The 21,163-nt window shown below is 64.1% G+C and carries 15 protein-coding genes; 3 read left to right on the forward strand and 12 right to left on the reverse strand.

Annotated features, from left to right (window positions below; all coding sequences use genetic code 11):
* Window positions 1-46: 46 nt before the first annotated feature.
* The 10 genes from T281_RS02710 to clpS form a co-directional block, all read right to left on the reverse strand.
* Entirely contained in the window at window positions 47-1,639 is a 1,593-nt protein-coding gene (locus T281_RS02710) for a Do family serine endopeptidase (protein WP_037233760.1), read from the reverse strand.
* Between the two features lie 137 nt (window positions 1,640-1,776).
* The gene (locus T281_RS02715) at window positions 1,777-2,313 is read right to left on the reverse strand and encodes a hypothetical protein (protein WP_037233762.1); all 537 of its coding nucleotides are present in this window, start codon (window positions 2,311-2,313) and stop codon (window positions 1,777-1,779) included.
* Window positions 2,314-2,415: 102 nt separating this feature from the next.
* The gene (trxA, locus tag T281_RS02720) at window positions 2,416-2,745 is read right to left on the reverse strand and encodes a thioredoxin (protein ID WP_013418049.1); all 330 of its coding nucleotides are present in this window, start codon (window positions 2,743-2,745) and stop codon (window positions 2,416-2,418) included.
* A 191-nt stretch (window positions 2,746-2,936) separates the two neighbouring features.
* The gene (locus T281_RS02725) at window positions 2,937-5,117 is read right to left on the reverse strand and encodes a L,D-transpeptidase scaffold domain-containing protein (RefSeq protein ID WP_052036945.1); all 2,181 of its coding nucleotides are present in this window, start codon (window positions 5,115-5,117) and stop codon (window positions 2,937-2,939) included.
* 280 nt (window positions 5,118-5,397) lie between these two features.
* Window positions 5,398-5,784, reverse strand: a complete 387-nt coding sequence (locus T281_RS02730; protein ID WP_052036953.1) for a Rid family detoxifying hydrolase — start codon at window positions 5,782-5,784, stop codon at window positions 5,398-5,400.
* 86 nt (window positions 5,785-5,870) lie between these two features.
* Window positions 5,871-10,667 carry an NAD-glutamate dehydrogenase gene (locus T281_RS02735; protein ID WP_162173096.1) on the reverse strand — a complete coding sequence of 1,599 codons (4,797 nt, stop codon included), beginning with the start codon at window positions 10,665-10,667 and terminating at the stop codon, window positions 5,871-5,873.
* Window positions 10,668-10,933: 266 nt separating this feature from the next.
* Entirely contained in the window at window positions 10,934-11,272 is a 339-nt protein-coding gene (locus T281_RS02740; protein ID WP_081796545.1) for an AzlD domain-containing protein, read from the reverse strand.
* Between the two features lie 10 nt (window positions 11,273-11,282).
* Window positions 11,283-11,975, reverse strand: coding sequence for an AzlC family ABC transporter permease (locus T281_RS02745; RefSeq protein WP_052036947.1), 693 nt, complete (start codon window positions 11,973-11,975; stop codon window positions 11,283-11,285).
* Window positions 11,976-12,413: 438 nt separating this feature from the next.
* Entirely contained in the window at window positions 12,414-14,774 is a 2,361-nt protein-coding gene (gene clpA / locus T281_RS02750; protein WP_037233769.1) for an ATP-dependent Clp protease ATP-binding subunit ClpA, read from the reverse strand.
* 8 nt (window positions 14,775-14,782) lie between these two features.
* On the reverse strand, window positions 14,783-15,124 hold the full coding sequence (gene clpS, locus T281_RS02755; protein WP_420834870.1) for an ATP-dependent Clp protease adapter ClpS: 342 nt from the start codon (window positions 15,122-15,124) through the stop codon (window positions 14,783-14,785).
* Between the two features lie 544 nt (window positions 15,125-15,668).
* On the opposite strand from clpS, the gene T281_RS02760 reads away from it, so the two are divergent.
* A complete protein-coding gene (locus tag T281_RS02760) occupies window positions 15,669-17,351 on the forward strand; it encodes a D-alanyl-D-alanine carboxypeptidase (RefSeq protein WP_155955034.1) in 1,683 nt (560 codons plus the stop codon).
* Between the two features lie 312 nt (window positions 17,352-17,663).
* Here T281_RS02760 and T281_RS02765 read toward each other — a convergent pair whose 3' ends face one another.
* Together T281_RS02765 and T281_RS02770 are read right to left on the reverse strand one after the other, a co-directional pair.
* Window positions 17,664-18,272, reverse strand: a complete 609-nt coding sequence (locus T281_RS02765) for a hypothetical protein (protein ID WP_155955036.1) — start codon at window positions 18,270-18,272, stop codon at window positions 17,664-17,666.
* Window positions 18,273-18,432: 160 nt separating this feature from the next.
* Complete coding sequence (locus tag T281_RS02770) at window positions 18,433-18,849, reverse strand: SET domain-containing protein (RefSeq protein ID WP_037233777.1); 417 nt, start codon at window positions 18,847-18,849, stop codon at window positions 18,433-18,435.
* Between the two features lie 269 nt (window positions 18,850-19,118).
* Here T281_RS02770 and T281_RS02775 point away from each other — a divergent pair, with 269 nt between their 5' ends.
* Window positions 19,119-19,850: a TlyA family rRNA (cytidine-2'-O)-methyltransferase gene (locus T281_RS02775; protein ID WP_037233865.1), complete on the forward strand. Its 732-nt coding sequence runs from the start codon at window positions 19,119-19,121 to the stop codon at window positions 19,848-19,850.
* Window positions 19,813-21,144, forward strand: a complete 1,332-nt coding sequence (locus T281_RS02780) for a class I SAM-dependent RNA methyltransferase (RefSeq protein WP_052036948.1) — start codon at window positions 19,813-19,815, stop codon at window positions 21,142-21,144. Before T281_RS02775 ends, T281_RS02780 begins: the two co-directional genes overlap by 38 nt.
* The last annotated feature ends 19 nt before the right edge of the window (window positions 21,145-21,163 follow it).

The raw sequence follows: 21,163 nt of genomic DNA on the forward strand, positions 1-21,163 counted from the left end.
AACGAGAGCTCGCTGCAACCGGGATTCAAATGTCAAATTCGCTCCACTAGCTCACGGCAGGCAGCGCGACAAACCGCTGGTCGCCGTTTCGCTTGACCAAGGCGAGCGCGTTCTTCTTGCCCGACTTGCCGGCTTCGGTCAGCGCCCGCTTCAGATCGCCCGGCCGATTCACCGTCTGATCGCCGACGCGCAGGATGATGTCGCCCTCGGCGAGCCCGGCCTCAGCAGCCTTGCCGCCCGGCTCGACGCCGACAACCGCGAGGCCCTGACGGTCGTTCGGGCTCACATCGGCCGCCGGAGCGACCGCGATGCCGAGATCGTTAAGCCCGGTCCGCCCGTCATCCGAGAGGCTCGCGCGCTGCGTCGGCTTCTCGGGCAACTGGCCGATCTTGAGATCGACGGTCTTCGTTTCGCCGTCCCGAAGCACGGTGAGCTTCGCGTTGGCACCCGGCGCGATGTCGGCGATCTTCTTCGCGAGGTCGCGCCCATCCTTAACCTGCGTGCCGTCGACTTCGGTGATCACATCGCCCGTCTTGATGCCGGCCTGCTCGGCGGGACTTCCGCTCTGCGGCGCTGCGACCAGCGCGCCCGCTGTGGTCTTGAGGCCTAGGCTGTCGGCAAGTTCGGGCGTCAGCCCCTGGATCTGCACGCCGAGCCAGCCGCGCGTGACGTGGCCCTTGTCCTTCAGCGCCGCCACGACGCGCTCGACAGTCGGCGCGGGGATTGCGAACGCGATGCCGACCGAGCCGCCCGACGGCGAATAGATCGCGGTGTTGACGCCGATGACCTCGCCGCTTTCGTTGAAGGTGGGCCCGCCGGAGTTGCCCTTGTTGACGGAGGCGTCGATCTGGATGAAGTCGTCATACGGGCCTTCGCCGATGTCGCGGCCGCGCGCCGAGACGATGCCCGCCGTCACAGTGCCGCCAAGGCCGAAGGGGTTGCCCATGGCGACGACCCAATCGCCGATTTCAGCGCCGGAATGCGAAAACTTCGTATAGGGAAAGTCGGTGCGGCCATCCACCTTGAGCAGCGCGAGGTCCGTGCGCGGATCGGTGCCGACCACCTTCGCGGTGTAGATCTTGCCGTCGTCCATCACGACTTCGAGGCTCACCGCGTCCTGCGCGACGTGGTTGTTCGTCACGAGGTAGCCATCGGGCGAGATGAAGAAGCCGGAGCCTTGCGCCGTCACGAGCTGACGCGGGCCGCCCTTGCCACCCGGCGCGCCGCCCCACGGACCGAAGCCGCCGCGCGGGCCGCCTGGGCCGCCGAAGTAGCGCTCAAGCGGCGAGCCTTCGAAGGGATTGCCCCTCGGGCCGCCCTCGTCATCGCCGAACGCCGCCTTGGCCGCCGCGTCCGACTTTACGCGGATCGAAACCACGGCGGGTTTTACCTGCTTCACGAGGGGCGCGAAGCTCGGCAGTTTTTGCCGCATGCCCTCGCCCTGAGAAACGTTTTCGCCCTGCGCGAACGCACGCGCCGGGTTCGGCTCGAAGGAAGCCGCACCAACGAACGCGCCGAGCGCGAGCGCAGCCGCCGAGACGTAAATCGTGCCCTTCTTGCCGAACCGGGAAAGAATTACAGAAATTTGAGATTGCTTTTTTGCCGTGTTCGTCCGGCCTTCGGGAGAAGAGTCCGTCATCAATGCCTCCGAGATCGCATGAACGCGGCCTATACCTTGGTTATTCGCCAACCGGCCGCCTTTGCACTGATGCGAATTTGGGAAGAAGCTTCGCAATGTGAAGTCGCGTCTGCGATTAAATATCTGAAAGCTTAACGTCATATGGATCGGGCGCACCCGGCGGACCTGCGGGTTTGAAGCCGCGTCCCCTCGCCAAAGGACAAGAACGTCCATCCCTCAATGTTCCTAAATTCGATGTATTTATCAATTTGTCGTTCTAACAAACCAAGTTTTTTCTCAAAATCTTCCCGCGCCTTTATGCTAGCTTGGTGCAATACTGACGTGTCATCGCGTCGCTTCCCACTATCGTAATCTTTATCAGCCCGCATATATGACCTTATAATAGAGCCGTCTTGCATGATATCATGCATTGTCTGACCAATGCCATCTATTGGATCAAATAGAAATATAGACTCCCTGGATGCCTTTGTGAACGAAATTGATTTTTCTTTTATTTCAGCCTCACTCGCATCATTGCTCAGAATTAAGTAGTATTCAAGCGCACAAATATAAATCGCAAACCTTCTATTATATAGATCTAGTCTCGCTTTCGCACTCGCGATTTTCATTTGAGAATAAGCGACAAAAAAAGTCGCTACACCGAGAAATAATACGGCACCGCTGCTGATGTTCATCGTGTGTTATCCTTTTGAAATGGGCATAAAAAAACCGCCTGCGAGAGGCGGTTTTTCGTTCATGCGTGCGGCGCGCTGTGGAGACGGCCGCGAACAGCTCAATCAGACGGACGCAATCGCGCCCGAGATCCATGCGCGAAGCTGCTGCTTCGGCAGCGCGCCGATCTGCTGGCCCGCAACCTCGCCGTTCTTGAACAGAAGAAGCGCCGGGATGCCGCGAATGTTGTAGGCCTGCGCGATCCCCGGATTGCTCTCGACGTCGAGCTTCACGACCTTGAGCTGGCCAGCGAACTCTTCGGAAAGTTCCTCAAGGATCGGGCCGACCGTGCGGCACGGTCCGCACCATTCCGCCCAGAAGTCGACGAGCACGGGAAGCTCGGCATTTTTCACGTCCTGTTCGAAAGATGCATCGGACACGGCAGTGGTTGCCATGGAAAGCCTCTTGGTGTTGCGCGGCCCAAACCGCCGCTGATTCAGTCCCACGAAAGGTAGGAGGGCATGACCGGAAGCGTCAAGATGTCCAGCGCGTCACCCGATCTTGCGCACAGGGATTTGACGGCGGCGAGACCCCACCCCGAACTCAGTCGAGGTGGCGGTTCGCGACGACATCTTTCGTCGCGTGGCTACCAGTCGAACGGGCTCCAGCCTTCGCGACCGCGCGACCCCCGTTGAGGCTCGCGGCCATAGGGGTCGGCACCGCGAACCGGGCGTCCATATTGATCGAGCCGCTGGGTGCTATCCTGCGCCTCCCGCTGCGGAGGTGCCGACTCCTGCGCAACCGCAACGACGGGGTCGCCCTCAAACCGGTAGTTCTCACCCTTCAGGGCACTCGCCACACGGGCGTCGAGGCCGTAGAGATCCGAAAAATAGCGAATCTCGCCCTTCTCGTCCGGCGCCGCCGTGAAATACACCATGTGAACCGGGATCGCCTTGGTGAGCTTGTTCTCGGTCGTCTGACCGCTCTCGATCTGGCGGCGGATCTGCTCTGGCGTCGTCCCGTTGTCGTACGCGAGAATGACTTCAGCGAAACGAACCGGATTTTGCGTGCGCATGCAGCCATGGCTGAAAGCGCGCGTCGCCGAGCCGAACAAGCTCTTTTCCGGCGTGTCGTGCATGTAGACGTCGTGCTTGTTGGGGAAGCGGAATTTCACCACGCCGAGCGCATTTCGCGGACCTGCAGGCTGAATGAAACTGTAGCGACGCGCGTCCACGCGCGACCAGTCGACGGAATCGGGATCGACATCGTGCCCGTTATAGGTCACGCGAAGGCCGCCCATGCGCTGAAGAACGCTCGACGCGCCGCCACCTCCGCCGCCGCTCGGGCGGCCGCCGAAGAACGAGAAGAGGTCTTCCGAGGGGCCGCTCGGCGCCGCTCGCCTCAGCTTCGGTGCAATCTCATTCGCCTTTATGCCGTCCGGAACGCCCCATTCGGGATTGAAGATGACGAACTGCATTTTTGCCGAGAACGATGGCGTCTGCGATGTGGGCTTGCCGACGACGATGCGCTCCTGAAACGCGACCCGGCCGCGATCGAAAACGCGCGTGATCTGTTCCGGGATCGAATTCCACACATTGAACTCGCCGAGATCGTCCGGCATCCAGCGCCAGCGCTCCATGTTCACGATGAGGCGCATCTTCTTTTCTTCGACCGAGCCGCCCGCGCCCTCGTTCAGCGCCGCGCGAAGCTTCTTGTCGATGATGCCGTTTACATTGAGGCCACGTTCCTTCTGGAAGCGGTTCACCGCCACGAGCAGCGCCTCGTCGTAAATCGTGTCGCGCGGCGCGTCGAGACCGGCGTTGAGGCGCTTCCTGATAAGCGCGATCTGCGCGTCGTCATCGCCGGGCTTGAATGTTTTCCCGGCCGGGATGCGGATGGATGATGTGCCGCTGTCTGTCGTCTTGTCGAGCGCGATGAGAGCCTGGCGGAGCCGCTTGAACTGCTCCGATTTCGGATGGAGGCCTCGCAGATAGGCATCGGCATCGTCAGCGGCGGTGACGGCTTCAAGCACGGATTTCGGCTCATAAACATGCGGCTTGCGGTCCATCGCAGGACTGATGGAAGGAGGATCGACACGGCCGCCGCGTGCATGGCGCGCATATTTGAGGATTGCGAGGCTAAGCTTCACCTCGGCTTCGGCGCGCGCTTCTGGCGTCTCGCCCGCGCTGGCGGGAAGCTCGAACGCCGAGGCTTCGAGGCCATAGCTGTCGGCGGCGCGGATCTCGCGGATGGCCTTCGTTGCGGCGGGCGTGAAGCCCTCGGCCGAGGTCCAGATGGGCTTGCCCTTGGTCGCGGTGTAGAAGGTCTTCACGGCGCTGACATCGTCGCGCGCATCCGCCTTGCTGCCTGCGTTGGCGGCGCGCTCCACAACGAGCGGCGCAACGGGATCGCCAGCGGGCGCTTCAGCGGCAACCGCCGGATGCGCGGGCGCACCGGGCGCGAGCAGGGCTGGGCCGTCCTCGTCGTCCTTCGGAGCGAGGGGATCGGGAGTTGCATTTTCGACCGTAGACTCGATCGGTGCGGCGGGCGGGGTCTCGTGCTTCGCGGCGGCATTTCTGACGGAGGGATTGCCCTCATGTGTGGCAGCGGTGCCGGGTGCATGCGGCGAAACTTCCGCCTTGATATCGTCCAGAGAACCGGGCGCCGGTGCGGCGTTTTCGGGCGCCGCTTCGGTCTGGGGCTCCGTCGCCAGCGCATCCAGATCGGCGAGCGGCGGGCGGCTATCCGCATCCTGCGCCATCGCCTGCGGGACAACGGCCGAGAGACAGGCGATCAGCGCCAGCCGCGACGTAAAACTCACCTTCATAACAACCCTCTCCAGCCCCAAGGCCCTCAGGCCCGCCGCTTGCCCGACGCGCGACGCCCTGGTACAGACCGCCATACTCACAGAAAAAGGGGCAGCCGAATGCGCGTTTTCGCGAACGCGCTCCAGTCGCCTACCCATGTTTCGCACACGTTAAGCGGTAAAAACAGACGTGGCAAGTTAACGATAGCACAACCTTGAGACGCGGCGCGCTTTAGCTTTCCCGTATGGCCGGAACGGTCACAGGAGCCGCATCGCGGTCACTGCGACCGTATTCGGAAGATTAGTCTTTCACCGCGACGACTTCGATCTCGACATGCGCGCCACCCGGAAGCGCCGTGATGCCGATGGTCGTGCGCGACGGGTATGGTGCCGTGAAGTGCGTCTCATAGACGGCGTTCATGGCCGCGAAGTCGGTCATGTCGGTGAGGTAGACGTTCGACTTCACGACATTGTCGAGGGTCAGGCCCGCCTCTTTCAGCACGGCGGCGATGCCCTTCAGGATCTGGTCCGTCTCGGGGCCCGCGCCGCCCTCGACGAGCTTGTTCGTCGCCGCGTCGGTGCCGAGCTGGCCCGACAGGAAAAGCGTGTTACCCGCCCAGACGGCGCGGGAATAAGGCCCGAGCGCCTTTCCAAGGCCCGGTGCATCAATGATGGCGCGACGTGTCATGGTATCCTCCGAAATCGCCTGTTCGGGCCAAGGGATACACGAGCCAGCGGCGTCGGGGAAGCGCGTTCGCGCCGCCATTTGGGGCCTTACGGCGCCGAAAGATCGCGGAATTGCGCCACGGCCACGGTGAGCTTTGCGAGCGTCAGGCCGCGCCCCGAGAGCACCTCGGCGAGCCCTTCGGCGACGCGGCTCACCGCCGCTTCGTTTCGGGCGCGCCATGTCGCGAAATCCGGGCGTCGCGTCGATTGCGCGAGGATGCTGCGGGCGAGCCGCCGCTGCGCCGAAGCGATGCCCGCGAGGCTCGCGTCCACGGCGAGACGGTTGAAATGGTCGCCGCCCGCGAGCGCCTCAGACGCCGCCGCGATGTCGTCCAGATGGAACGCGTCGCGGATGGCGAACACGACGCGTGCAGCGTCCTCGACCGACGTTTCCATGTCGCCAGCGACGCGCACGATGTCGAGCGCCTGCGCCAGCGGTTCGAGCGCCGCGACCCGCCGGGCGAAATCGGGCGATAGGCCGGTCTCACGCAGACGCTCCTCAGCCTCGCCGAGCCGCGCCACCGCCTTTTCCGGCAACAGCGTCGCCATCGCGGCTGAAAGGGCTGCGATGCCTTGCGCATAGGGCGCGATGCCCTGCTCCAGCCCGTCCCTGAAGCGGTGTTGGCGGAGGAAAAAGCCACTCTGCCGCCGTAGCAGATCGCGCACGAAGCGATACAGCCGCAATTGCTCCGCGCTGTCGATCCGGCCGTCGAGTGCATCGAGCCCGGCGTGGATCGCGGGGAGATCGTAAATCGCGCTCACCGCCGCGAAGGCGCAGGCGACGGCCTCCGGCGGCTGTCCGGTTTCGTCCATCAGCCGCACGACGAAGGTCGGGCCGCCGCGATTGACGATGTCGTTCGCGAGGCTCGTCGCGATGATGGCGCGGCGCAGCGGATGCGCGTCGATTTCGGCGGCGAAACGCTCGCGCATGGCGGGCGGGAAATAGGCCGGGAGTTCGCGGGCAAGCCACGGATCGTCCAGCGCCTTCGTCTTCACGAGGTCGTCTTCGAGCACGATCTTCGCGTAGGCGAGCAGCACGGCGAGTTCGGGCCGCGTCAGCGGCTTCCCCTGCGTCGCGCGCTCGGCAAGGTGGGCGTCGGTCGGCAGGGCTTCCACGGCGCGGTTGAGGCGACCTTCCTTCACGAGGCGCTGGATGAGCCGCTGCTGGAAGCCGAGTTCGGCCAGTCCGTCGCTTTCGGCCACACTGAGCGCCAGCGTTTGCAGATAGTTGTTGCGCAACACGGCTGCGGCGACATCGTCGGTCATCGCGGCGAGGATCGCGTTGCGTTCCGGCGTGTTGATCTTGCCTTCCGCCACCGCGCGGCCGAGCGCGATCTTGATGTTCACCTCCACGTCGGAGGTGTTCACGCCCGCCGAGTTGTCGATGGCGTCGGTGTTGATGCGACCACCTGCGAGCGCAAATTCGATGCGCCCACGCTGCGTAACACCGAGGTTCGCGCCCTCGCCTATTACCCTCGCGCGAAGCTCGTTCGCCGCCGCGCGGATCGCGTCGTTCGCCTTATCGCCGGCTTGCGCGTCTGTTTCGGTGCTGGCGCGCACATAGGTGCCGATGCCGCCGAACCAGAGCAGATCAACATCCGCGCGAAGGATCGCAGCCATCACGTCTTGCGGGGTCGCCTGCGCGCCGACGCCAAGCAGCTTCCGCGCGGCCTCTGAAAGCGCGATGGACTTCTCCTTGCGGCTGTATATGCCGCCGCCCGCCGAAATCTTCGCCCTGTCGTAATCCTGCCAGCTCGAACGCGGGCGCTCGAACAGGCGCTTTCGCTCATCGAAGCTCGTCTCGGTGTCCGGGTCGGGATCGATGAAGATGTCGCGGTGATCGAAGGCAGCCACGAGCCGGATCTTCCGCGATAGCAGCATGCCGTTGCCGAACACGTCGCCCGACATGTCGCCGACGCCCGCCACCGTGAACGTCGTCGTCTGGATATCGACGTTCAACTCGCGGAAATGGCGCTTCACCGCCTCCCACGCGCCACGCGCCGTGATGCCCATCTTCTTGTGGTCGTAGCCCGCCGAGCCGCCGCTCGCGAACGCATCGCCGAGCCAGAAGCCGCGCTTCGTCGCGATCTCGTTCGCGAAGTCTGAAAACGTGGCGGTGCCCTTGTCGGCCGCGACCACAAGATACGGGTCGTCGCCATCGCGGCGCACGGTGTCGGCGGGCGGCACGATCTCGCCCTTCACGAGATTGTCGGTGAGCGAGAGGAGGCTCGACACGAAGCCCTCATAGGCCGCCACGCCCTCGTCATAGGTCGCGTCGCGGTTCAGCCCAGCCGACGCGCGCGGCACAAAGCCGCCCTTTGCGCCCTGCGGCACGATCACGGCGTTCTTGACCTGCTGCGCCTTGGCGAGGCCGAGAATTTCGGTGCGGAAATCCTGCGGGCGGTTCGACCAGCGAAGCCCGCCGCGCGCGATGGGTCCGCCGCGAAGATGCACGCCCTCGAAGCGTGGCGACGAAACGAAGATCTCGGCATGGGGCTTAGGCGCGGGCAACCACTCGATGTCGCGGCTTCGGAGTTTGAACGCGATGGTCTCGGGCGGCATGCCGTCCGCGCTCCGCTGATAGAAATTCGTACGCAGCGTGGCGCCGATGAGCGAGGCGAGTTGCCTCAGGATGCGGTCATCGTCCATCGACGGGATCGCGTCGAGCGCGGCGAAGATGCGCTCTGCAATGGCCTGCCGCGCGGCCTCGCGCTCCGCTTCGCCGCCTTTCGCCGGATCGAACATCGTCTCGAACAGACGGAACAGGTCGGCGGCGATTGCGCCATGCTTGTCAAGCGTCTCCGCAACATAGGCGGCGCTGTAGGTCGTCCCCGTCTGGCGGTAATAGGCCGCATAGGCTCGGATCAGCGCCGCCTGCCGCCAGTCGAGACCCGCCGTAAGAATCAGCCCGTTGAAGCGGTCGTTCGGCACGGCATCCGCCCACACGGCGAGAAAGCCGTCCTCCAGCGCCTCGCGCCGCTCGCAAAACGTCGCCGCGTTGCCCTCGCGCAGGCGGAGGTCGATGTCGTGCAGATAGAACCGCCGCGCGCCGCCGTTGGCCTTCGGCGTGAGCAGATAGGTGCGCTCCGAAATCACGTCGAAGCCGAGATTTTCGAGGATCGGCACGCGCCGTGACAGCGTCAGCGGCTCGTCGAGCTGTTGCAGCGTCGCCCGCACGGCGCCGGGTTCAGCGTCGCCCGCGCGATAAAGGTCGATGCCGGTCCGATGCCCTTCGGTCAGCTTTTCGAAGCGCTCGATGTCCTTCAGGGCGCGCTCGGCGTCGTTTCGCTCCTGATAGCCCGCCGGAAACGCGTCGCGATATTTCTCGATCAGCGCCTGCCCGTCGCCGCCGCGCTCGGCGAGCACACGCGCGGAAAACCGATCCGCCCAGGTGGTGATGATGTCCTCGACCTTCGCTTCCAGTTCGCGTTCGTCGGGATCGAGAAGGTCGCCGCCCGCTTTCCAGATTTCGACCTGAAGTCGCACCATCGCGCTTTCGGGATAATACGGCGTCGTCTGCTCGAAGCGCCCGTCGAAGGCTTCAGCGAGCATATCTTCGATGCGCTCGCGGACGCTCGTATTGTGCTTCTCGCGCGGCACGTAGACGAGCACCGTAACGAAGCGGCGGAACTCGTCGCGGCGCACCAGCACGCGCGGGCGCGGCGCAAGCTCGGTCTTGAGGATTTCCTCGGAGATGGTGGAGAGCCGCTCCGGCGAAATCTGGAAAAGCTCTTCGCGGGGGAAAGTCTCAAGGACGTTCATGAGCGCTCGGCCGGAGTGGCTCTCGGCCGGATGGCGCGAGCGCTGAAGCACCTTGCGCACCGTGCGGCGGAGGATGGGGACGTTGTTGACGGGAAGGTTGTAGGCGCTGGCGGTGAAAAGCCCCGCGAAGACGATCTGTCCGGTCACGCGGCGCTCGGCGTCATGCAGCTTCACCGCGATGGCGTCCATGTGAACGCGGCGATGCACGGTGGATTGCGCGTTCGCCTTGATGACCACCACTGGCGGCGCGTTAAGATAATAGGTGCGGCTTTCGGGCGTCAGCACGCGGGTCGGCTCGACGCGCAGCACGATGCGCTCGGGATTTCGCAGGAGGCCGAGGCTTCGCTTCGTCTGCGGGATCAGTTCGCCGCCCTGCGCGTCATAGGTGAACTCGCGGACGCCGAGAAAGATGAAATTGTCCACGGCGATCCAGCGCAGGAAATCGATCCCCTCGGCGTTCGTCTGCGGCGACGCGGGCGGCGGGTTCTGCTCGATATCGGCGATCGCGGCGTGGAGTCGGTCCGTCATGGCGTGGAAGTCGCCGACCACGAGGGCCGTATCGCCGATCACGCGGCGGAGCGCTCGGTCGATGGTTTCGAACGACGGCGCGATGCCGGGCCTCGGGATCTCCAGGTGTATGACGCTTTCGCGGGCGTGGCCGTTCGGCTCGGGCGCGGCGGGCGCGAGCGCGGTCAACACGCCGTTGCCGTCCCGCTCGACCTCGAAGATCGGATGCGCGACCACGAAGGGGATAAGGCCAAGCTCGCGCAACTCGCCCAGCACCGAATCGAGCAGGAACGGCATGTCGTCGTTCGCGATGTCGATGACGATGTGCTCTCCCTCATGCGAGGTATGGGAATGGATCGAAATCTCCGGCGCGGGCGAATGGCGGCGACACAGGTTTGCGAAGGCCTCGGCCGCGAGTGTCGTGAACGCGGCAGCCCGATCCGACGCGAAATCCGAGCATCCGGATTCAGCCACAAGCTGCGCGGCGAAGCGGGAGGCCAGATCGGCCGTTGCGTTTGGATAGGGGCGTGCGAGGACCGAAGAACCTGCGCCCGTCCGGTCTGCCTCTTGAGCCATCGAAGTCTCCATGCATGAAATCAGACCGCGCGGGGCTTGCAGGAAGCCGACCGCAGTTTGATTTTTCGCAAATTTCTTGACGGCGATGCGATTGCCTGCGCCGCGCTCACCTTACATCGGCGGCGACACGGCCCTTTCCAATGGCTGAGCGGAGCCCGCGTTCCATGAACCGTTATCGCCTTTTACGGGCTAGAAGGCGCTTCATGGTTTTGTTTGAGCATGATCATATCGCAAAACCGGCGTCCACTTTTGCGGATCATGTCATGCTACGGTTCAATAAGCGCGTGCGCGGCGAAAAAGGCGGCCTCGGCGGCGAGAAGCCCGACCGCGAGCCTGCTCCCGGACAGCCAGAAGGCGACGAGCCCGGCGCCGAACGCGACAAAACGCACGGCATCGCCGACGCCCGCGAGCGCCCCCGTCGGCGACAGCAGCATGCGCGCGATCAGCGCCGCGACCAGCGCCGTCGACACGTCCTTCACCCACAGGATGACCGCGCTTTCCGGGTCGACGCCGCGAGACAGGAGCACACCCGCGAAACGCCAGATGTCGCTCGCCGCCGTCCCCATGATGGCAAATGAAAGCCATATCCATACGCTGTCGTGCATCGCGGCGGCCTCAGGCTTTCTCGGCGCGCGACGCCGATTTGCGCCGGAACAGCAGGAACGAGACGGTTCCGCCGACAAGACCGCTCAGCACGAGGTCGAGGCTCGGCGTGAGCCACATGAAAAACGGCGCCATTCCGAAGCCGATTAGGATCGGCGCGAAGTCGGCGGCGGCGCGGGCGTTGGCGGACAGGCCCATGAAGAAATAGACCGGCGTGAGGAAGATCAGCGACGCAGCCACGATGGGCGGCAGCCGGTCCGCGATGAGATAGCCCGCGACGGTGCCCAGCGTGCTCACGCCTACGAGCATCGCGGTGAGGCCGAAGTAGAACGGCAGCCGCAGCCCGCGCGGGAGGAACGGCACCCGCCGCATGCTTTCGATCCACAGCGTCACCGATACGAAATGCGAGGCGAGGTAATCGACGGGCCGCGTCTCGCGTCCGCCGCGCAGATAGGGAACGAGCGCGATAGTCATCGGCAGCAGGCGCACGCCGGTGAGTGAAACCGCCAGCGCAGCCGTCCACAGCGGCATGTCGCGCCCGATCTGGTCGACGAGCGTCACCTGTCCCGGCAGCGCGTACATGAAGATCGTGGTGTAGAGCGCGAATGCGAGGCTGACGCCGTTGCCGTGGCACAAGACGCCGAAACCGACGAATGACAGGCAAAGCACGGCGGCGGGCGCGCGGGCCGCATCGCGAAAAGCCATGCGGAAGCCGGCTTCAGTGCGTGTCATGAGAGGGAAAACTGGCGGTCGCGGCTATGGGGAGCGCGACGGGTTCAGAAAGAAAAAGCAAGATGGCCTCGAAGAAAACGGCCGGTAAGCGGCCAACCGAACTGTGGAGCTTTATCGCTTCGATGGCATGCGTTTTCGACATCCGGGGCGACAAAGAATACGCGTCAGATCAGGAGCAGAGTCTTGTGTTTCGTTGAATCGCAAATGCTCGACGCAATCGCATTAAATAATTTTAAGCGGATGGCTGATCGAAGGGCGCGGCGGCGTCCTGCCATCGCGCGGCTCCCGTGGCCCGCGAGCGCGCACGCCCGCCATCGTGCCCAAACTAAGACGCCGGGCGCTGAACAAGCGCACCGGCGTTGAGTTACGGTCGCCGCGAAACCGCGGCGACCTTTTAATTTACCGCGCGACTCAGGCGGCGCCCTTCGGCAGCAGCGCCGGGCCATCGCCCTCGCCTGCCTCGGCGTCTTCCGCCTTGACCACCGGCGGCTTCGCCTCAATGACCTCGAAGGCGAGCTGCTTCTGCCCGTCCTTCTCCTCGACCACCACGCGCACCGTTCCGCCGCCTTCGAGCTTGCCGAACAGCAGTTCCTCGGCCAGCGGCTTCTTGATGCTCTCCTGAATGACGCGGGCGAGCGGCCGTGCGCCGTACATTTCGTCGTAGCCGTGATCGGCGAGCCATTCCATCGCTTCCGGCGTCAGTTCGATGACCACATTGCGGTCAGCGAGCTGCGCTTCGAGCTGGAAGATGAACTTCTCGACCACCCTGCCGATCATCTCGCGCGAGAGGCGAGCGAACGGGATCACGGCGTCGAGGCGGTTGCGAAACTCCGGCGAGAACATGCGTTTGATCGCCTCCTCGTCTTCGCCGACGCGCTGCTGGCTACCGAAGCCGATGGCGGGCTTCGCCATGTCGGCCGCGCCCGCGTTCGTGGTCATGATGAGCACCACGTTGCGGAAATCGACCTGCTTGCCGTTATGGTCGGTGAGCTTGCCGTGGTCCATGACCTGAAGCAGCACGTTGAACAGGTCCGGATGCGCCTTCTCGATCTCGTCGAGGAGAAGCACGCAATGCGGGTTCTGGTCCACGCCGTCGGTCAACAGGCCGCCCTGATCGAAGCCGACATAGCCCGGAGGCGCGCCGATGAGCCGCGAGACGGTGTGCCGCTCCATATACTCCGACATGTCGAAGCGCAGGATCTGCACGCCGAGCAAGCTCGCAAGCTGGCGGGCGACTTCCGTCTTGCCGACGCCGGTCGGGCCGGAGAACAGGTACGAACCGATCGGCTTCTCCGCATCGCGAAGGCCCGCGCGGGCGAGCTTGATCGCGGCGGCAAGCGCGTGGATCGCCTGATCCTGACCGAACACGACGCGTCTCAGATCGCCTTCGAGGTTGCGCAGCAGCTCCGTATCGGTCTTCGACACCGTCTTCGGCGGGATGCGCGCCATGGTGGCGACGGTCGCCTCGACTTCCTTCACGCCGATGGTGCGCTTCCGCTTCGAGGGCGGCAGCAACATCTGCGATGCGCCGGTTTCGTCGATCACGTCGATCGCCTTGTCGGGCAGCTTGCGGTCGTGGATGTACTTCGCGGAAAGCTCCACCGCCGCCTTGATCGCCTGGTTCGTGTATTTGATGTTGTGGAAGTCCTCGAAATAGGGCTTCAGCCCCTTCATGATTTCGATCGCATCCTCAACCGTCGGCTCGGCGACGTCGATCTTCTGGAAGCGCCGCACGAGCGCGCGGTCCTTCTCGAAGTGCTGGCGGTATTCCTTGTAGGTGGTCGAACCGATGCAGCGCAGCACGCCGGATTGCAGCGCTGGTTTCAAGAGGTTCGACGCGTCCATTGCGCCGCCCGAAGTCGCGCCCGCACCGATCACGGTGTGGATCTCGTCGATGAACAGGATCGCGCCGGGATAGGCCTCGATCTCCTTCATCACCGCCTTCAGCCGCTCCTCGAAGTCGCCACGGTAGCGCGTGCCAGCGAGCAGCGTGCCCATGTCGAGCGAGAACACCGTCGCGTTGGCGAGCACCTGCGGCACCTCGCCGCGCACGATCTTGCGCGCCAGGCCTTCCGCAATCGCCGTCTTGCCGACGCCCGGATCGCCCACATAGAGCGGGTTGTTCTTCGACCGGCGGCAGAGCACCTGAATCGTGCGCTCGATCTCCTTGTCGCGGCCGATCAGCGGATCGATGCGGCCGTCCTTCGCCTTCTGGTTGAGGTTGACGCAGTAAGCTTCGAGCGCATCCGTCGAACGCTTCTTCTCCTCCGCGCCGTCGACCGTGGTCGCGTCGTCCTCAACGCCCCGCACGCCGCGCGGCTCGGACATGCCGGCACGCTTCGAGATGCCGTGGCTGATAAAGTTCACGGCGTCGAACCGCGTCATGTCCTGCTCCTGCAGGAAGTACGCGGCGTTGCTCTCGCGCTCGGCGAAGACCGCGACGAGCACGTTCGCGCCCGTCACTTCCTCGCGGCCCGAGGACTGGACATGCACCACAGCGCGGTGAATCACGCGCTGAAAACTAGCGGTTGGCTGCGCCTCGCCATCCTGGTCAAGGACGAGGTTGTTCAGCTCCTTGTCGAGAAATTCCGTGAGTTTGGCACGAAGCCGCTCCACATCGACGTTGCAGGCTCTAAGGACAGAAGACGCGTCGCGGTCATCCAGCAGCGAAAGGAGCAGGTGTTCCAGCGTTGCGTATTCGTGATGCCGCTCGTTGGCGTATTCGATAGCGCGATGGAGCGACTCTTCCAGGCTGTTTGAGAATGATGGCACTGCCGCACCTACTCCTTTTCCATAGTGCACTGAAGGGGATGCTGATGCTGGCGCGCGAAATTCATCACCTGAGTGACTTTCGTCTCAGCAACTTCATAGGTGTACACACCGCAGATACCGACGCCCTTCTGGTGTACATGCATCATGATGAGCGTTGCCTCCTCATGCGGTTTGTTGAAAAACCGCTCAAGCACGTAAACGACGAATTCCATCGGCGTGTAGTCGTCGTTCAGGAGGAGAACCTTGTAGAGGCTGGGACGTTTCGTCTTGGGACGAGTTTTTGTTACGGCACCTGTTTTCAGGCCGTTATCGTCCTTGAAACCGTTATTGCCCGCCATCGCAGCAACCATTCGAGACCCTATCGGAAGCCTGAACGTTTCAAGCGTCTGCCATTCTGCCTGACGCCTCCATATCGTACGCGGAAACGAGGCCATCACCTTGCATCATCCCGTTTATCGGTTTCCCCTGTCAAGGCCTCCGAAGCGCCGCGCTTCATCGAATATATGTGCGCTTTTACACATTGAAAGGGTTGCGCCACGTCCATCACGCAGCGGTGTTTCCAAACTCCCAAGAATGCACTCGGCCAGATCGAAATGCTACGTCCTACCTCGGTCACGGGTAAGACCGAATTAATACCCGCACAGGTATAGCAGCTTGAGCGGACAACCTTGCATTGAGATTGATCGCCCACGCGACGCCTTGACGCGGCGCCTTGCTGACGACACGTTTCTGAGGTTTTACACCGCCGTGATCCGACATTTGCGTTTTCAATTTCCGTGGCAAAATAGGGACTTGGCACCGAAAAGCCGGGTACCGAAAGGCGTGGCTGCGAACGGCAGCGCCGAAAATGCATGCGCTCCGGAAAGCATCGCTCGGCGCGCATCGGCGGCGACGGTGGCGTTGTTTTTCTGCGCAATGGCCGCGCTCTTCCTGCTCGCCATCTCCAGTCCCGCCGAGGCACGCCGCAGAGCCTCGCATGCGAAGTCCTATTCCCCCGCCAATTCCGCCATGGTGGTCGACTTCCACACCGGCCGCATCCTCATTTCGAGGAACGCCACCGATCCGCGCTTTCCCGCATCCGTCACCAAGGTAATGACGCTTTACCTGCTTTTCGACGCGCTTCGCGACGGCAAGCTCAACATGAACACCAAACTTCGCGTTTCGGCCTATGCTGCGGCGCAGTCGCCAACGAAGCTCGGCCTCGATGCTGGCGACACGATCACGGTTTCCGACGCCATCGGCGCCATCGTGACGAAGTCGGCGAACGACATGGCCGTGGTGGTTGCGGAGGCGCTGGCGGGCTCCGAGGAAGAATTCGCCCGCCGCATGACGCAGAAGGCGCGCACCATCGGCATGCTCAACACGACGTTCCGAAACGCGTCCGGGCTGCCGAATTCCGAGCAGCGCACCACGGCGCAGGATCTCGTCATCCTTGCCCGCTCGGTGATAACAGACCACCCCGAGCGCTCCCGCGTCTTCTCGACGAAATATTTCCAGTACGACGGCGAGATCTACCGCAACCACAACACCATGCTGTTCTCCTACGAGGGCATGGAGGGCATGAAGACCGGCTTCACCTCGGCGTCGGGGTTCAACCTGCTCGCCACGGCGCGGCGCGGCGAGAAGCGGCTGATCGCCGTGGTGCTTGGCGGATCGTCGGCTGGTGTGCGCAACGCCGCCATGCGCAACATACTCGACGCCTCATGGTCGAAAGCCATGACGCTCACCGCCGCGAAGAAAGCGGGCGCGCTCGTGTCATCTTTCGCGCCAAAGCAATTCGCCCAGGCCGCGCCTGAAAAGCCATCGGCGGCGGATCGCAAGAACGAGAGCCGCGCCCCAGAACCGCAGCGTGTCGCGTCCGCCGAACCCACCGCAAAGGAGCCCGCTTCGGCAGCGGCAGCGCAGGCGGGCGGCACGGCTCATCTGCGCCGCGTGTCGCGCCTGCCCACCGGTGGGTTGCATCTCAAGCGCAAACCCGACGCAACGTCGAATGCGATCCTGTTCTCGTCGCTGGAAAACGGCCTCGCCGTGCGCGCGACCCGCGAGCCCGACGCATCGTCCGTCACCATGACGGTCCCCGGCCCCGGCGAAGCGCAGCCGAAGAACATGTCGGTCCACAACAAGACTGTCCGGCTTCTCGAGGTTGCGCCGCTTGCCGCCGCTGCCGTTCAGGCAGACGGAGAGACGGTCGAAGCGGTCGCCACCGAAGGATCGCCCCGGCTCACCGGTGCTCACGTCACGCTTGCGTCGACCGACGCGCCGGAGCCCCGGACCATCGCCACGGCTGAAGCCGCCGCTTCACGCGAGGTGGTCGATCAGCCCGGCCCATATCATGTGCAGGTGGGGGCGTTCCCCGACCATTCACAGGCGCAACTGCGGCTCGAAAGCGTGCGTCAGGCGCTCGGCCCGGCCTTCTGCAAATCCCATCCCGATTTCATCATGCCGGTCTCGCTGTCGAGCGGCGCGACGATGTTCCGCGCCCGGTTCGCGCGCTTCGACAACGAGGCGCAGGCGAAGTCGGTCTGCCAGAAGCTCAAGCGGTCCGGCATCGAGTGCATGAACGTCCGCGCGCCATAGAGTGTCCTGCGCTTTTCGTACATCCCCTCGATCGTGCCGCGAGGCCCAGCCTACGTTGAGGGACAGCCAAGCAGGGACTGCCATCACGCCCGCGATCTGCGCGCCGGCTGCGAAGGCACGCTCTACGGGCGCCAAGCAAGCGCACCCGACGAAAAGAAATACCGCCGCACACTCCGCGCGGAAGTCACCGCGAGCGCGCACTATCGGCAGCCTGAAGCCCCAGCCGAAACGCGGTAACGGTCATACGCCGCTGCCACAGTTTCCGCGAACAGTCCCGCGCCGTTGGGATCTCGACCGGGCGCGGCCAGGCAATCAGCACTTCGGCTCGCAGCACTGCGGCTGCGACGGAGCGGGAACCCAGCGGGCGCCTTCGGGCTGGACGGCCACGCGCTCACGCGAGAACGCAATGTAGGGCCGCTGGAAATGTGCGTAGTTCTTGTAAGGCCGCAACAGCACGCGCCGCTCGGTCAGCGCAACCGCGTCGGGCGCCACTTGCTCGGCCCAGCGGCGGCCCGGACGCACGAGCACCTGCTTTTCGACCAGAATATCCTGCGGCGGGACACGCACGCGGCAGACGGCGGCCTGCCCGCCCACGCATCGCTCGCTCCAGATCGAACCGCCGCGTTTGCGAACACGCACCGTCACAGTCTTGTAAACGGGCGGCGTTTCGCGCCACACGACATTGCCCGCCACCGCCACCTGCTGCCGGATCACCCCGTGCTGGCTCGCTCGGCGGCTCACCTCATAGACACCCGGCTCGACGACGTCCCGGCGGATGAAGGTTCGATGCACGGGCCGCAGAGGCGCCTGCACATAGCATTCGGCCCCCGCGTCGTTCGGTGCGACGACCGTCAGCACCGACAGACCGGCGAGCCCGAAGCAAAAACCCCGCGTCCAGTTTTTCATTGCAGCCGACCGCATGTTTCGCCCCCGCGTTAAATTTCAACAGGAATCTATAGACACGGTTTGGGTAAATATCACGTGCCGGAAATCGATAATTTCGTTCCTATGGCCGCGCCGCAACAGAACGTTGAGCACCGCCCTCCTGACGACGCCGCGTCCGGAGGGCTTCTGTGCACAATCAAGGGTGGGAGTGAGCGTCCCCATTGACCTTCGTCAGGGTGGGGAACCAACCCTGGAAAGAGGAATCGAATTCGTGGTAGTTGCAGGTGATCTCCTCGCCCGCAGCGATGTCACAGATGGCGTAGCCCAGTTCCGCGTCCGTGAAATCGGTGTTGGGCGCTTCGCTGTGGTTCATGAAACGGCCATTGTCCGATTCAAGAACCCAGATGCCCTTTTTCTGCATATGCGGGTAGGAATAGCGCTGGATGAAGTCCTGCATGTGCGACGGCAGTTCTTCGATGTCGGCCTCGGTGAAGAAAACGTCGAACTTCGGCTCTAGCCGCCAGATCACGTCTCCTTTCTTGATCGGTTCGGCAGCATAAATGCCTACTCCCTCGATCGCACTGTTCGAGAGATAGGTGCGGACAAGCATCATGATTTGATTTCCCAAGATTTTTGTGAGGTTGGTTGCTTATCGAGCCTGAACGGCTATGCGCTGAATGCTTCGCGCTTCACGGCCTTCTGGCGACCTCGGCCGCGAAGGAGGCAGTCTTCTCTCACATGTGCTTTTTCAACATCCTTCAGAGGATTGGAAATAGCGCTTGATCCGGTTGCCGAAGACAACACAGGGAGCCGATGATTGCGCCAAACATTGTCATTTGCAACAAGCTTAATGTCGATATTTACGAGGCCTTGGGACCGCGTGTGAAAATCCGACTCGACCATCTTCTGGTTCAGCGTGAGCTGGCCGAAACGCGCTCGAAGGCGCAGGATATGATCCGCCGCGGCGTTATCCGCGTGCGCGGGCGCACCGATGTGAAGCCGGGATTCGAAGTCTCGGACGACGAGCCGGTGGAAGTGCTTGAAAAGATGCCGTATGTCGCGCGGAGCGCCCTCAAGCTCGCGGCGGCGCTCGATGCTTTCGGCCTCGCTTCGAACGCGCGCACCTGCCTCGATGTCGGCGCCTCCACCGGCGGCTTCACCGAAGTGCTGCTTGAGCGCGGTGCAACCCGCGTCTATGCGGTGGATGTAGGCCGCGATCAGCTTCACGCGTCGCTGCGACAAAATGTCCGAGTCGTGTCGCTGGAAGCGCAGGACGCGCGCGCGCTGACCCCGACGCTCTTCGATGCACCGATCGAGGCCGTGACCTGCGACGTGAGCTTCATCTCGCTCGAAAAGGTGCTGCCCACCGTGCTGCCGCTCGCCGCGCCGGGCGCATGGCTCGTGGCGCTGGTGAAGCCGCAATTCGAGGTCGGGCGCGATGGCGTCGGCAAGGGCGGGATCGTGAAGGACGAAAATTTGCGTTGCGCGGCGGTGGAGCGCGTCATGGCATGCATCGAGGCGGAGGGTTGGCGCGTGATTGGCGCCGTCGCCTCGCCGATCAAGGGACAGGACGGCAATGAAGAAACACTCGTCGCAGCCTCGCGCGAGCGATAGCCCGCCGGAAGGTCTGGAAACGCTGACGCTCGGCATCAATGCCATGGGCGCGCAAGGCGACGGTGTCGCGCGTGTCGGCGATGCCGCGGTGCACATTCCTTTCACGCTGGCGGGCGAGATCGTGCAGGCGGACGTGGCGGGCGCCAAAGGCCGTCTCATCGCGGTCGATGCGTCAAGCCCGGAGCGCGTCGAACCCGTATGCCGCCATTTCGGCGTATGCGGCGGCTGCGCGCTCCAGCACTGGGCAGCTACGCCCTACGACGCGTGGAAGGCGGGTCTCGTAGAGGCCGCGCTCGCTCAGGCCCGCGTCCGCGCGCCGGCGGTCGAGACGCTGAAGACATATCCCGTTGCGAGTCGCCGCCGCGCCGCGTTCACCGCGCGGAAAGACGAAGGCGCGCTACGTCTCGGCTTCAACGCCGCGCGCAGCCACGATCTCGTGGACATCGAGGAGTGCCCCATCCTGTTGCCACGGCTCGCCGCCGCGCTCCCGCACCTTCGTGCGGGCCTCAAGGGCGCGATGGCGGATCGCGGCGAAGCGAAAATCCAGGTCACAGCCGCCGACAACGGGCTCGACGTCGCCATCGCCGGGCCGCGCCTCGCGAGCAGCGCCCGCCACGCCCTCGAGTCGGAGCTTCAGGCGGCCGATGCGATTCGCGCGTCATGGAACGGCGAGGCGCTCTTCATCAACGGCGTGCCGCGGGTCGGCTTCGGCGGCGCGCGTGTATCGCTGCCCGGAGGCGCATTTCTGCAGGCGGTCGAGGCGTGCGAGCGCGACATGGCGGCGTTCACGGTCGAGGCGCTCGACGCGGCAGGCGCGGGCAAGGGGCCGGTATGCGACCTGTTCGCGGGGCTCGGCGCGTTCACTTTTCCGGTGGCCGCCCGCGCCTCCGTGACGGCCTATGAAGACAATGCAGCCGCCGTCGCAGCACTGTCCGCCGCCGCGAAGGAAACGAAGGGCCTCAAGCCCGTGAAGGCGATCCGCCGCGACCTGTTTCGCAGTCCGCTCGGGTTTCAGGAACTGAACGCCTTCGCCGCCGCCGTGGTCGATCCGCCGCGCGAGGGTGCGGAAGCGCAGGCGCGCGCGCTCGCCCAATCGAAAATTCCCGCCGCCGTGATGCTGTCGTGCAACCCCGCCACGTTCGCGCGCGACGCCGCCATTCTTGCGGAGGGGGGGTTCGAACTGACACGCCTCGCCGCCTTCGACCAGTTCCGCTACTCGGCGCATGTGGAGGTGGCGGCGCTTTTCCGCCGGCCGCGCACGAAAAAGGGCAGGCTTTCGCCCGCCCTTTGCTGAGGCCGTGTCAGGCTGGGGG

This window comes from Rhodomicrobium udaipurense JA643, from assembly GCF_000636015.1.
In the GTDB taxonomy this organism is placed as follows: Bacteria; Pseudomonadota; Alphaproteobacteria; order Rhizobiales; family Rhodomicrobiaceae; genus Rhodomicrobium; species Rhodomicrobium udaipurense.